We start from the raw sequence: 14,506 nt of genomic DNA on the forward strand, positions 1-14,506 counted from the left end.
TACATACTCCTGTCTGGTGTGGTCACCGCGCGACATATGCGCGATGGTTCAATACGTTTTTATAGTATCTTAGCTTTATTCAAATATAAATAGCTATGTTTAACCCAGTGAAACCGAAGGTAGCTGTAATTTAGTACGACTATATTGTTTTATATTTGTTTTATCAATTTAGCAGGCACACCACCAATAAGTGAATTTGGCGGAAATGATTTAGTAACAACTGAGCCAGCTGCAATAACGCTGCCATTACCAATATTAACTCCGGCCAGGACAGTAACATTGCACCCAATCCAAACATTGTTTTCTATTTTAATCCTTTCTCTTTTGACACCTTGATCCTTTATTTTTATTTGACGATCAGAGTAATTGTGATTTTCTGATATAATTGTAAAATGAGGACCAATGATTACGTCATCACCAATTTCGATGAAACCAGAACATCCAATATAAGAGTTTACACCAATAGCTGAGCGGTCGCCTATTACCAATCCTTCCCCTCTATCGCCACCATAAAAACCAGATGGTCTAATACTTGTCCCTGAACCAATTGTACATGAATTTCCAATTCTTATTCCATTTATTGATTCAGTTTGTATAATCACATTTGACTCAATTTTGAGAAACTTGCCTGCAATGAATTTGTTATAAGGACCGATAACCCGCACATTTTTAGATGAAAATACAGGAAATGTAACTCTATTTAATGTAAATACCGAAAGCCAACTGCCTCTTAATAACATACACAAAACACGGATTATTACCCTGATATTAAATGATTCATCGCTGTAAGATAACGAAGAAAATATTCTAGTTATTTTCATATTGCCTCTATGTAGTTATCGCAAAGTACCATCTATAATTCAAAAATATTGTAATACTGTTCTCTAATTTTATCCCAAGTGTATTTTTCCCTGGCGATTTCCAACATATCTTTGTTTTCACCAAAATGCTTAGCAGACTTCATTATCTCGGATAGAGAATGCTCATCCTGAAAATAGATGGCCTTATGGTCAGTAGTTTCTCGATTGTAACTACAATCAAAACATATTATGGATTTCCCAAAATGCATCATCTCTACTAACGATGGATTTGTACCACCTGCAGAGTGTCCATGTATATAGCATGAGCAAAACGCGCGTAGTTCAGCCAATTTTGACGTATCATAAATAGGATCAAGCATTTCTATATTTTTACACGAATTATATTTTTTTCTTAACTCCTGACCATAGCTACTATTGTTCCAATTTCCAACAATAACAAGTTTCTTGTTAACAACACTAAATGCGCCTAATATCATTGCTATATTATTCTCTGGCTCGATTCTGCATACGGTAAAAGCATAATCTTTGTCATCGAATGTAATTTCCTTAGTAATAGCATGATCTCCACCATATGCAATTACTTGGCTATCAAACGCATACTCATTTTTTACATAATCAGCAATAGCTTTGTTATCTGAAATCACAACATCAGAAAATTTCACTGCCAATTCTTCTGATTTTTTTAGAAATGACTTCGCTAGTGAATTCCATTTATCGCGTCGCCACTCTAAGCCATCAATATTTGTAACAATTTTCGCATGACTAATTTTCCGTAGCACCGGTAAAAAAAAGCAACCAGAAACACCTAGCACTAATATTATATCTGCCTTTTTTGTAGCAGCAAAAAACATTGAGTAAACATCATAGGCAACACTCTGTATACCATTAGCGTTTATTGGCACATAAACTAAATTCGCTCCCTTATATTTCTCAACTTTTTTATTTTTATATGTTTTCGAGCTACAATAGACCGTAATATCAAACCTTTCGTCATCTAATAAATTATCAACTAAGGTTTCAAATCCGCCATAACATGCAGGAACACCTACGGTACCAATAATATGAATTTTTTTCATTATTAACCTAAACCATCATAAATATTTGCTTAAAACATTAATAAAGCGTTTTTCGAACTGTTCAATTGTATATTCCATTGAATAAGTTAATCTGGCATTTTTACCCATTAACTCTCTTTCAGATACAGACATACAAACAATATCACTTAAAACTGCAGAAAATTGTTTTGCATCGCTCTGGTTTATAGAAAATCCATTGACTCCATTTTCAATGACTTCTTTAGCCCCACCATGGTTTGTTGCAATAACAATTTTTGATGCCCTCATAGCCTCTAAAACTGTTGTTGGAAAAGGATCAGGCATTAATGATGGTACAAGACAACAATCAAGTTCTTGTATTTTTTCTGAAGCTAAAGGTTCAAAACCATACACAATAACAGTTTCATGTAAACCAGCCAAATTTATATCATCAACAAATTTCAACATTAAAGACTTTCTGGTTGGTGGAGCATCGCCATACACATGAATTTTTAATTTTGCTAAATCCTTTTCAGGCATAACCTTCAGAGCATCTAACAAAAACCACTGTCCCTTTTCAGGCATGATTCTTCCGACCATTGCAAAGTTAACAAAACCATTATTTATTGGTTTTGTTTCAAATGTACAAAGATCAGGGATGCCGTTATGAATGACATAGCTATTAGGTCTATCATCAGATATATATGATGCAACATGTTTGGATACACTAATTATTACCGTGGCACATTGCTGAACTGTCTTTTTAATGAACCTGCCATATACACTTCCTTGTAGAAATTCATGGCAATGTACAAGGTTTTTGATATTCAATAACTTTGATATTATAGAAATGCTAAACAAAGCTAACGTATTTATATATATGAGATCATATTTTTTTCTCATTTTCCTTATTAAATTAAAGGTTTTGATATTCATAGAAAGCCAATTAGCAACACCTTTAAGGTTATACATTCCCCGATGTATAACTGGTAGATAAGCAACTTCAATAAAGTTCACATTTTTATTACCTTTAACCATCCCTTCAATAACTTTATTATTCTTTGGGAGGTATACGTCACAGATATATTCCTTTGACAAAAAACCTATTACGTAAGCTAAAATTTTACTGGCACCATAACTATCATCTACAGGATGAAAAATAGCTATTCTTTTCATGTACTTACCCTTTATTTAATACTATTACGTCTCTATTCTTCACATAAGCACAATACATTAACAAGTAAATTATTTGCGGAAAAATAAACGACACAAATTCATTTGTGAAATTTTGAACAACAATTAGATAGAATATGGCGTAAAGAGCTAACAATTTATACCCTTCCCTAAATAAGGCTATGGCTAGTAGAGAAGTAAAGGCGACATACGTAATTAAACCTAATACCCCGAAATATTTAAAGATAAAAAGGAAGCCATTCTCAATATAATTAATATCTACAAAATATTCTGGTAAATAAAAATGTATGCTATTAAAAACTCCAAATAAAAGTTGCCAGACATCATTAAAATCAATTGTTGAGATCACCCCTAAGATTAATGCCAATCGACTTTGCACTGTCTGCAAAAGAGTACCATCTAATGATAAATAAGATATCGTAATTGAACAAAGAATCACGCCAAAAAATGCCATACAAAACAATATTAACATGCCGCCAAATTTTCTTTTAAGCAGAGTGACTATCTTCCATAACATATAAAAAAGTATATTCACTCTATTAAGACTTAACAGCATGACACCAAGGGCAGTATATTTACAAATATTATTGTAAATATCGTTGCGTGAAATATTGCCACCAAATACTGGTTGAAATAAAAGGAACGCAATACATACACTGGCTAGTAATTGTGGTGTGGCGAAAATACCTGCCAATGCATAGAACCCAGAAAACCCTTTTGCAGAGCCTGCGTCGATTAACATTGAATTGTTAATCCCTATATACCCAACAAGACCAAGTAAAATTGATAGCAAAATTTGCCATTTCATGGCTTCAAGCACCAACCGAGGTTGTTCTTTTTTATAATCCAGCGTTAATAAAAAAAGAATTTGAAGCAGAAAATTACCCACTACCGGATCAATATTATCACCTAAGTAAAGCGTATAGAATGAATTTGCCAAAAAAATTGTCAGGAGGGCAAATATTATAACATATCGTTTATTTTTATGACTATTTTTAAAAACATTAATTACTATTAAAATACTCAAGGCTAAATAAGAAACAATACCCAAATAACGAGCACCAGATGAAATAACCATTAAGAGTACGATCATAATGTTGGACATTTTTTAACCCACTAAGCAAATCAAGACTTATTTTTCCTATAGAGAGCATCACTACTCCTTGTGAAACAGCAATAAATTCAACAACACTTGCTTTTCTAAACATCATTATTTTATATAGTCTTGATAAACCATAAGTGGCCATCTCCAATTATTATAACTCAACTGGACAACTCCCTGGGCAGCAATAAGCCCAATGACCCCCATGTTGAGTGGTACCGCCAGCATCCAACCCAGAATTGCAATTAGCATTCCCGATATAATAACAGGTACCACGAAAGGGATTTTATTACCTGCTGTAAGTATAGATGCGCAAATATTATGATTCAAATCAAAGAGGAAAACGAACCCTAAAAGAATAATGTATTTCGTCTCTAAAAAACCAACTTTCGCCCCAGTTAGCTTTATTATTAAATCTGAAAAAAATGCGAACATAGTAACGCCAAGAAAATAAAACACAGCAGAGTATATGATTATTTTTATGATTAGAGACCTAATTTCATTTCTTTGATTTTTTAAGACCAACTGTGAGAGTTGTGGGATTTTAATTGCTAAATAAACATTACTCACAGATATAATCGCTAAAAATATCTGCATTGTTAACGTAAACTCACCTGCGGTATTTAAACTGAATGCAATACCTGCAATTATTATTGGAGCACGATTTATAACAACATTACCTGCGGTTGCTAGTCCTAATTTGATAGCACTCCCCGAGATATATGGAATTGTTGAGTTCTTCTCAGGCTCGGTTTTTTTAACCATCCTTGCAAATTGATTTCTGTTATAGAAAAACAGACATGATATTCTTGCAACAATAACAGATAACAAAAATGACAACGATAGATTTATCAGCGTCAACCCAAATGGAATACACAGCAAGCTAAAAACAAGCCAACTTAATCTTCCATATATGTTGGCTAAATTTGCATACTGTATCTCTCCAAAGCCACTCAAAATCGGGGTGTAATACAAGTAATACAAACTCAAAAGCAAACCAGTACTGAATATAAACCACGCGACCATTGTTTCATAAAAAATATCATTCGGCGCAACAAAAAAGAAATACCCGCCGCCACAAAAAGCAATAAAAAATACCGCAAGTAAGGTTAGTTTTTTATAGAGTGATTTTATATCGGAAATTAATCTGCCAAGAAGTGCGAATGATATAGAGTCGCCGAAATTTATATTACCCAGATCATTTTTGGATAAACGTTGAGCACCTGCAATTACATAACTTATATTTCTTATTATCGTCGGTGATAATCCAAAGTCGAAAAGACTAACAAGGATAACCATAGACAAAAACATTAACCATAAACTACCCTGTTCTTGTGGTAGAATTTTCAACGAAACAAACGTGATAACAAATGGTACAATAATATTACACGATTGGTTTATTAACCCCACTATCAGCTGAATATTCTTAAACATAACTCTTAACATTGTTACTATTCTCATCCTTCAAGAATCGGGGCGACCAATTACAATTAACCACCTAAATTTCATTCAAAAACATTCGCATTTTTGAGAAAATGCTGTGATTTATCTTTTATAGAAAGAGTGTAATCGTCATTTTTATCATCTTCACTCCACTTTATATCTAATTGCGGATCGTTCCATAATATGCCTTTCTCATATGCAGGCATATAATAATTATTTGTTTTATACACGAATTCAGCAACATTGCTTAGCACCAAAAAACCATGCGCAAATCCTTCAGGGATCCAAAGTTGCTTCTTATTTTCAGCGGTAAGCTTCACCCCCACCCATTTCCCAAATGTTTCGGAACTTTTACGTATATCAACTGCAACATCAAAAACCTCACCAACGATACAACGCACTAATTTCCCTTGGGCAAAGGGAGGAAGTTGGTAATGCAATCCACGTAAAACCCCTTTACCTGATTTTGAATGATTATCCTGAACGAAATCGACCTTGCGTCCTACAGCCTCTTCAAAAACCTTTTGATTAAAACTTTCCATGAAAAAGCCACGTTCATCACCAAACACCGTTGGTTCAAAAATTAGCACATCTGGAATTTCAGTTTTGATAACATTCATGTCTTAATAACCCTTGATCATTTTAATTAAATATTGGCCATAAGCATTTTTCGATAATGGTATTGCAAGTCTTTTGATCTGCTCAGCATCGATAAATCCCTTGCGATACGCGATTTCTTCCGGACAGGACACCTTTAACCCCTGACGCTCTTCAATTGTGGCAATAAAATTGCTAGCCTCAATTAAACTCTGATGTGTTCCCGTATCTAACCAAGCATATCCGCGACCCATCATCGCCACAGATAAACGGCCCTGCTCCATATAGAGGCGGTTAATGTCGGTGATTTCGAGTTCTCCACGAGCGGAAGGCTTCAAATTTTTGGCTATCTCAACAACATCGTTGTCGTAGAAATACAAGCCAGTTACCGCATAATTACTTTTCGGTTCAAGAGGTTTTTCTTCAAGACTAATGGCGGTGCCATTTTTGTCAAACTCAACGACACCGTAGCGTTCAGGGTCATTAACATGATAAGCAAATACGGTTGCGCCGCTTCCCTGGTTGACAGCAGTGTCCATTAATTTTGGCAGGTCGTGGCCATAAAAGATGTTATCACCCAACACTAAGGCACAATCATCATTACCGATAAACTCTTCACCAATGATAAAAGCTTGAGCCAAGCCATCAGGGCTTGGTTGGACTTTATACTGCAGATTGAGTCCCCACTGGCTGCCGTCACCAAGTAGCTGTTCAAACCGTGGAGTATCCTGCGGGGTACTAATAATCAGGATATCCCGAATGCCAGCCAGCATCAGAGTAGAAAGCGGATAATAGATCATTGGCTTGTCATAAATGGGTAACAGCTGTTTGCTTACTGCCATCGTCACAGGATATAAACGGGTACCCGATCCACCAGCTAAAATAATCCCTTTACGCGTTTTCATTTCATCATCTCTTTTATATACAAAATGCCCGTAAAACGGGCATTAATAATGGGTTCAAGCTGTGGTTGACGTAAATAATTCAGCCAACATACGTTTTACGCCTCTCTCCCACTCAGGTAATACAAGATCAAAACTCAGCTGGAATTTTTCAGTATTCAGGCGAGAGTTATTTGGACGGCGAGCAGGTGTGGGGTATGCACTGGTAGGCACAGCTGTCAGTTTGTTAATCGCCAACTCTATCCCTGCTTTACGAGCTTCTTCGAACACGAGTGCCGCGTAGTCATGCCAGGTGGTTACACCACTTGCCACGAGGTGATAAAGTCCTGCAACTTCCGGTCGTTTCAGTGCGACACGAATTGCATGTGCTGTACAGTCCGCCAGTAGCTCTGCTCCCGTTGGTGCGCCATATTGATCGTTAATGACTGACATTTCTGTGCGTTCTTTTGCAAAACGCAGCATGGTTTTAGCAAAGTTATTACCTTTACCCGCGTAAACCCAACTGGTACGGAAAATCAAGTGCCGGGCACAGTTTGCCTGGAGAGCTTTCTCACCAGCCAGTTTTGTTTCACCATAAACATTCAATGGAGCAGTAACATCATCTTCTCGCCATGGTGTTTCACCAGTACCCGGGAAAACGTAATCTGTCGAATAATGTACCACCCACGCGCCCGTTTCAGCGGCCGCTCTAGCGATAGCCTCTACGCTTGTCGCATTGAGCAATTGCGCAAATTCCGCTTCTGCTTCTGCTTTATCTACAGCAGTATGCGCTGCAGCATTCACAATGACATCTGGGCATATTTTTCTAACGGTATCAGCAACACCTTCAGGATTACTGAAATCTCCGCAGTAATCTGTAGAATGAACGCCAAGGGCGATAATATTTCCCAAAGGCGCTAAAGCTCGTTGCAATTCCCAGCCTACCTGACCATTTTTCCCAAAAAGCAGAATGTTCATTACTGACGCTCTCCGTAATTCTGCTCAATCCAGGTTTTGTAAGCACCACTTTTTACGTTCTCTACCCATTGGGTATTGCTCAAGTACCATTCCACCGTTTTACGGATGCCACTTTCAAACGTTTCCAGTGGCTTCCACCCCAGTTCATCGCTGATTTTTGCCGCGTCAATCGCATAGCGACGATCGTGGCCAGGTCTATCTGCCACATAAGTGATTTGATCACGGTAAGAGCCTTCTATCGGTACGATTTCATCCAGCAGGTCACAAATCGTATATACCACGTCCAGGTTTTTCTTCTCGTTATGACCGCCGATATTGTAGGTTTCTTCCACCACACCTTGAGTTACCACGATGTACAAGGCTCGGGCATGATCCTCCACATAGAGCCAGTCGCGAATCTGATCGCCCTTGCCGTAGATAGGTAAAGGTTTGCCTTCAAGCGCATTAAGGATCACCAGCGGGATGAGTTTTTCCGGGAAATGATAAGGACCATAATTGTTAGAGCAATTAGTCACAATGGTTGGGAAGCCATAAGTACGCGACCACGCACGAACCAGATGATCGCTGGATGCCTTTGAAGCTGAGTATGGGCTACTCGGCGCATAAGCTGTCTTTTCGGTAAATAGAGGCAGCATGCTACCAGCAACCACTTCATCCGGATGTGGCAGGTCGCCGTATACTTCATCAGTGGAGATATGATGGAAACGGAATGCCTGTTTTTTATCTGCATCCATATCGTTCCAATAACCACGGGCAGCTTCTAGCAATACATAAGTACCGACAATATTCGTTTCGATAAAAGCTGCTGGACCTGTAATGGAACGGTCAACGTGACTTTCAGCAGCCAGATGCATCACCGCATCCGGTTTATGGGTGGCAAAAATACGTTCCATCGCCGCTTTATCGCAAATATCCGCATGCTCGAAATAATATTGATTACTATCGCTGACTTCAGCAAGGGATTCCAGATTACCGGCGTAGGTAAGTTTATCAACATTAACAACGGTATCTTGGGTATTTTTTATTATATGACGAACAACTGCAGATCCAATGAAACCAGCGCCACCAGTAACAAGTATTTTCACGTTATAATTCCGAGTCTCGTTTATAGGTATATGACTACTATTAAAATGCTGATGCACAATGCAAGTATGTAGACATTTACGCACGCTACCGCCCCTGGCTTAACAGCTACCAGAGTACTAACTAAATGCCAAGATGTGAGTAGTCCCGCAAACTCCTGCAGAACTCTCTAAAACTGAGACCAATTGTCTTACCAAATGCCGCCAGAAACAAGGATAAATACAACAAAAAGCAGATTAAACTTAGTAGGTTAACTTGTTGTTATTCTTTGTTTTTAACAAAAAAACGACAGTAACATTCCCGTGCATCAAGCATAGACGCTGGGATGTTAACTGCCGCTATTTTTTTGTTGCAAATCGTCACTTAAGGCTAAAATCTATTCGTTCAGTAGATTCTCAATGCCCTTGCGGAACTTCGCCCCTTCCTTCAGATTGCGCAGTCCGTACTTCACAAATGCCTGCATATAACCCATTTTTTTGCCGCAGTCGTAACTATCGCCGGTCATCAGCATGGCATCAACAGACTGTTTTTTCGCCAGCTCAGCAATTGCATCGGTCAGTTGGATACGTCCCCAGGCACCAGGTTCCGTTTTTTCCAGTTCTGCCCAAATATCAGCCGACAGCACATAGCGACCTACTGCCATCAGATCGGAATCCAGCGTTTGCGGCTGATCGGGTTTTTCAATGAACTCGACGATGCGGCTAATGTTACCTTCGTTGTTTAAAGGCTCCTTCGTCTGAATGACCGAATATTCAGAAAGATCGCCTTGCATACGTTTAGCCAGTACCTGGCTGCGCCCGGTTTCATTAAAACGAGCCACCATTGCGGCCAGGTTATAACGTAACGGATCGGCACTTGCCGTATCAAGCACAACGTCGGGCAGCACCACCACAAAAGGGTTGTCGCCAACGATGGGCCGCGCGCACAGAATCGAATGGCCCAGGCCCAGCAATTGCGCCTGACGCACGTTCATGATCGTCACGCCCGGAGGACAGATGGACTGCACTTCGGCCAGCAGCTGACGCTTCACACGCTGCTCAAGGAGTGATTCTAATTCATAAGAGGTGTCGAAATGGTTCTCAACGGCATTCTTGGATGCATGCGTCACCAGAACGATTTCTTTGATCCCAGCAGCCACAACTTCGTCGATAATGTATTGAATCATCGGTTTGTCGACTATCGGCAGCATCTCTTTAGGGATTGCCTTCGTGGCAGGCAGCATATGCATCCCCAGACCCGCTACCGGAATAACTGCTTTCAAATTAACCATTACGTCATTCACCTATTCTTTAGTTGCTGAATTATAGCTTTTTAGCGTGTTTTAGCCAGTATGAATTACATTGCTCAGTTGGCGGGTATGTTACGCCGCTTATCTACGGAATGCAGTAATCTTAATCCCAAGCGTGCGTAACTTTAGCCAGGAATGGTCGTAAAATTACCGCCCCCGCTCCGGCAGGCGAAAATTCACCGCCTCGACGTTCACCACCTGATGATTCACTCTGTCGATATCAACCGAACTTTGCCCGGCTTCGTTCACCGCATGGACGTTGGCCAGCGACAGCAGCGTGTCCTGTTTAGCCATAAACTTGCCGCGCACATCTTTACGGAGGTCGAAGTGCATCTTCAGCGCAGGTCCAACGGCGGATTTTTGCATCACCTTAATATTGCGTAAAAAAAGATGCTGCGGTTGATTGTGCAGTTCCAGCGTTGCCCGCCTCATATCCACGTTGGTGATGGCGACAAACGATGTTGCATTGCCTGATGAAATTTGAATGCCGCGTAAAGTAGAGTCGAGCTGACTATTATCCAGATGAATATTATTCAGCTTAAAGTTTTGCGGAATAGATAAATAACGCCCTTTGATTACGCCGTAACCAATTAACATGCCTGCGCTCTGTTTTATATTGATATTATCAATCACGAAATTGTCACAACCATAAATAGCTATCGTGGCATTATCAATGCCCGCTTTCTTACTGAAATCCGGGGTGATATTGCGAGCCTTAACGTTACGAATGATAAAGTGTTTGCCGTTCTCAACATGGACCAGTTGGCGACAATCAGATCCGGTGATATTCGCCACCACAAAGTTTTTCACCGCCTGCGCGTCTGGGTAGCTATTGTCATACGTGCTGCCCGCCAGTCCGATGCCAATCCCCCAGTTCACGTTGCCATTGGTGCAGTTAATGCGCTCAATAACATGATCCGAGATGAGGATGTCGCGGTCGTTAATCGCCACATTCCACTCGATGGCATCGCCCTGCAGATCACTAAAATGACCGTTGGTGATCTGCACACCGTCCATCTGGTTGTGAAATCCCTGGCGCAGGATGCCATAGTTCGCGTGGCTGACGGTGATATCATCAATGATGAGATTGCGCATCTGCCGCGGGGTCTTGCCGCCGATATAAATTTGTGTCACCGGGCCGAAACCGCTCATCGCGAGTCCTTTGATAACACAATCTGAACCCCGCACGTCGAGGGTGATATTGTGCAGGCTCCCATTGCCCTCCCCGGTTACCTGACTTCCCTCCTGCAGAACAAACCGCCCGCGCCCGTTGCCGCTCACGCGCCCGAGTATGCGTAACGTTTTGCCCGGTGGGATAAATACGCCGGTATTCATGTTTTCACAGACCACACCCGCAGGGACCACGACGGTTTGCCCTTCAGCGAAGGCCTGGCAGAAAGAAGCGACCCAGTCATTCGGGTTATAATCCTGAATATTGACGCTGCGCGCGGCTTCCAGCGCCCTTACAGCAGGAGAATGGAGTACGACAAGCGCAGAGCCTGCCGTAATAAAGGTACGTCGGGAGAGTTTTTTCTCTGGCATACAACCTCGGTTTACAGCGCGTGTAGCAGGCTGGCTAACTGTTTATTGATAACGGATTGATTGAATTCCGTGGCGATTTTTTCACGCGCGCGCAGCACAATCGGTGTCACCTCCTGACTATCAAGCTGACTGAACGCCGCCAACCGTTCAGCCAGCGACTGCGCATCGTTTTCAGGCGCCAGCCAGCCGGATTTACCGGACTCCACCAGCTCGGGAATACCGCTGTGCACGGTAGACACTACCGGGATCCCCACCGCCATCGCCTCCATCAGCGCTACCGGGATCCCCTCCATGTCGCCATCCGCTCCCGTGATGGAGGGCAGCAGAAATACATCCGCCTGTTCTAACATCGCTTTGACCTGATGACTGGGCATAAAGCCGGGCATCTCAATCACATCATCGAGTTGATACTGCTCAATCAGCGTGCGCAGGCGCCGCTCCCACGGGCCAATTCCCAGAATGCGATACCGAAACGCCACACCCTGCGCTTTTAGCTGACGACAGGCTTCGATAGCCACATGCAGCCCTTTTTTCTCGGTGAGTCGCGCAACCGAAAGAATTTCCAGCTTTTCTCCCGGCGCTTTCACCTCACGAGGGGTAAAGCGCGTCATATCAATGCCCATGCGCGATACGGCAATCTTCTGTGGCGGGCAGCCCATATTTTTTAACCGTCCGGCCCACAGATGGCTGATGGGTAGCATCAGATCGCCGCGCTGAAACAGCGTTTGATATTCCGGGGTATAGCGGGCGAGCACTTCCCGGTGCGAAATATCGATGCCATGAAACACCGTGGCGATTTTGCCGCTTATCACGCCCAGTTCACGCAGCTTCGCCGCCGTCACGCCCGCCGGTCCAAAGTGGGCAATAAACACGTCGGCATGAAACGTTTTACGGGTTAACCCACATATCGCTGCCAGAATCAGGTTGCGCGCTTCTTCGCCATAGCGAGAGATATTCAGCGCTTTCCAGGTCGCCGCCCGGGTAATGCCCTGCCACGCCGCCGCGCCTCGGTATTGCAGCTTGGCTCGCTTGCCTTGCGGCTCGTCGAGTAGCCAGTGCGTTTTGTCGGCCAATCGGTACGCCTCATAGGCGGCATGTGTGTTTTCGAGATCGCCCTTGTGCAATGCGACAATTTCGACGTCATGACCCATATCGATAAACGCAGTTATCTGATTCAGCACAAAGGTCTCAGATGAGAGCGGAAATTTAAGCAGGAAAAAGCCAACCTTCATTTTTGCTCCTCAATGCGCGTCAGTACCGATTGCACCATGCGCATGCCGTGTTCACGCTCACGCTGCACGGCCTCTTTCAGCCGTATACTGAGGGCTGGCAACTGCCCGAGCACGTCGGCCACCTGCGTTTGCAGACTGCCGTCCAGCAGATGGCTGATGTCAATCGCCATCTCCGGCAACCCCAGCTGCTGCATAATTCCCGCTGATTTATGCTCGTAGTTGATGGCAATTGCCGGGGTGTCAAAGTTCATGGAAATAATGGCGGAGTGCAGTCGGGTGCCCACGGTTAACTCGCACGCCCCGAGAATTTTCCCCATTTCGAGGTCATTCAGTTCGTCCATCACCACGTGATACCGGGCCGGATCGTTAACGTAGTGGCGCAGGTTCAGTGCTACCATGCGGTCATCTTTGTTGTAACTGTCGATGCCGGTACAGGTTGACAGCGCCATCACCTGGTAACCCTCGTCGAGGATACGGTTCACCACCCCGGCAAACGCCTGCTCATAGGCCTGCTGCGTGGTGCCCAGACGTTTATCAAACGGCGCCAGCTCCCGCAGGGTGATGGCCACGGTTTTTTGCTGTGCCACTGTGTGTAGCCAGTGCCGGACGGCATAGCTGGGTTCAAAATCGTCCTGATGATTATCAACCAGCCAGGCGGTATCGACGCCGTGCTCCACTTTCTCGGTCGTGATTTCGCTGCATTTCATTAAGTCCAGACTGACGGACTCACGCAAAATCAGGGCATTACAGTGGCCGAAGACGTAATTCGCCAGTTGGTTAAATTGTGCATCCTGGAACGGCCCAACGCTGTGACCAATCATGTACAGCGGCTTTTTCGCCATAAATGTGCACAGAGCATGTTCAAACTGCGGCACGCCGTACAGATCGACAAAAAACGATCCCCCCACCTGGATGATGGCGTCATAGCGCGACAGCAGACGGACAAAATCAGTAAAGCCCTGGGCGATGGCGATATTGCGCAGGTTACCGGAATCGGTCACGCGCGAGAGCAAAACCTGATGCTGATAGCGCCGACGCAGGACTTTCTTCACCCGCCCCACTACGCCGGCGGCGTTATTGTGCTGCTTCATCTGCGAATACAGCGGATCGCCCATCACCGGGCGATTGAGCAGCCAGGAAGAGCTCACCGGATAACGGCTCATCACATCCACTTCCGTCTGCGGTTGCAGCGTGTTAATGGCATCCAGCAAACCGCGCAAAATGGCGCTGTCGCCACGGTTGCCGCAGGTATGGTTGCCGAGAATTAATACTTTCATCATGACCTCTTTCAATCATTGCCGGATGGAGGCT

The 14,506-nt window shown here is 42.9% G+C and carries 13 protein-coding genes; all 13 read right to left on the bottom strand.

Features of this window, described 5'->3' with window-relative positions; translation table 11 throughout:
• Positions 1–149: 149 nt before the first annotated feature.
• Positions 150–821 (bottom strand): DapH/DapD/GlmU-related protein, encoded by a 672-nt coding sequence (locus tag FDX22_RS07735; protein ID WP_146716969.1) that lies wholly within the window; start codon positions 819–821, stop codon positions 150–152.
• Between the two features lie 32 nt (positions 822–853).
• On the bottom strand, positions 854–1,897 hold the full coding sequence (locus FDX22_RS07740; protein ID WP_146716970.1) for a DUF1972 domain-containing protein: 1,044 nt from the start codon (positions 1,895–1,897) through the stop codon (positions 854–856).
• A gap of 15 nt (positions 1,898–1,912) precedes the next feature.
• Positions 1,913–3,031 (bottom strand): glycosyltransferase family 4 protein, encoded by a 1,119-nt coding sequence (locus FDX22_RS07745; RefSeq protein ID WP_146716971.1) that lies wholly within the window; start codon positions 3,029–3,031, stop codon positions 1,913–1,915.
• Between the two features lie 4 nt (positions 3,032–3,035).
• A complete protein-coding gene (locus FDX22_RS07750; RefSeq protein WP_146716972.1) occupies positions 3,036–4,154 on the bottom strand; it encodes a hypothetical protein in 1,119 nt (372 codons plus the stop codon).
• A gap of 105 nt (positions 4,155–4,259) precedes the next feature.
• On the bottom strand, positions 4,260–5,585 hold the full coding sequence (gene wzx, locus FDX22_RS07755) for an O-unit flippase-like protein (protein ID WP_146716973.1): 1,326 nt from the start codon (positions 5,583–5,585) through the stop codon (positions 4,260–4,262).
• Positions 5,586–5,656: 71 nt separating this feature from the next.
• Positions 5,657–6,214, bottom strand: a complete 558-nt coding sequence (gene rfbC, locus FDX22_RS07760) for a dTDP-4-dehydrorhamnose 3,5-epimerase (protein ID WP_146716974.1) — start codon at positions 6,212–6,214, stop codon at positions 5,657–5,659.
• Between the two features lie 3 nt (positions 6,215–6,217).
• On the bottom strand, positions 6,218–7,096 hold the full coding sequence (gene rfbA / locus FDX22_RS07765; RefSeq protein WP_146716975.1) for a glucose-1-phosphate thymidylyltransferase RfbA: 879 nt from the start codon (positions 7,094–7,096) through the stop codon (positions 6,218–6,220).
• A 54-nt stretch (positions 7,097–7,150) separates the two neighbouring features.
• On the bottom strand, positions 7,151–8,050 hold the full coding sequence (rfbD, locus tag FDX22_RS07770) for a dTDP-4-dehydrorhamnose reductase (RefSeq protein WP_146716976.1): 900 nt from the start codon (positions 8,048–8,050) through the stop codon (positions 7,151–7,153).
• Positions 8,050–9,135: a dTDP-glucose 4,6-dehydratase gene (gene rfbB, locus FDX22_RS07775; protein ID WP_146716977.1), complete on the bottom strand. Its 1,086-nt coding sequence runs from the start codon at positions 9,133–9,135 to the stop codon at positions 8,050–8,052. The genes rfbD and rfbB overlap by 1 nt, the downstream gene beginning before the upstream one ends.
• 374 nt (positions 9,136–9,509) lie before the next feature.
• Positions 9,510–10,403: a GalU regulator GalF gene (gene galF, locus FDX22_RS07780; RefSeq protein WP_146716978.1), complete on the bottom strand. Its 894-nt coding sequence runs from the start codon at positions 10,401–10,403 to the stop codon at positions 9,510–9,512.
• A gap of 165 nt (positions 10,404–10,568) precedes the next feature.
• The gene (wcaM, locus tag FDX22_RS07785; protein ID WP_146716979.1) at positions 10,569–11,963 is read right to left on the bottom strand and encodes a colanic acid biosynthesis protein WcaM; all 1,395 of its coding nucleotides are present in this window, start codon (positions 11,961–11,963) and stop codon (positions 10,569–10,571) included.
• A gap of 11 nt (positions 11,964–11,974) precedes the next feature.
• Positions 11,975–13,195 (bottom strand): colanic acid biosynthesis glycosyltransferase WcaL, encoded by a 1,221-nt coding sequence (gene wcaL / locus FDX22_RS07790; protein ID WP_146716980.1) that lies wholly within the window; start codon positions 13,193–13,195, stop codon positions 11,975–11,977.
• Complete coding sequence (gene wcaK, locus FDX22_RS07795) at positions 13,192–14,472, bottom strand: colanic acid biosynthesis pyruvyl transferase WcaK (RefSeq protein WP_146717041.1); 1,281 nt, start codon at positions 14,470–14,472, stop codon at positions 13,192–13,194. The genes wcaL and wcaK overlap by 4 nt, the downstream gene beginning before the upstream one ends.
• Positions 14,473–14,506 lie beyond the last annotated feature (34 nt).

The sequence above is a fragment of the Citrobacter sp. TBCS-14 genome (assembly GCF_005280805.1).
GTDB lineage: Bacteria > Pseudomonadota > Gammaproteobacteria > Enterobacterales > Enterobacteriaceae > Citrobacter > Citrobacter gillenii.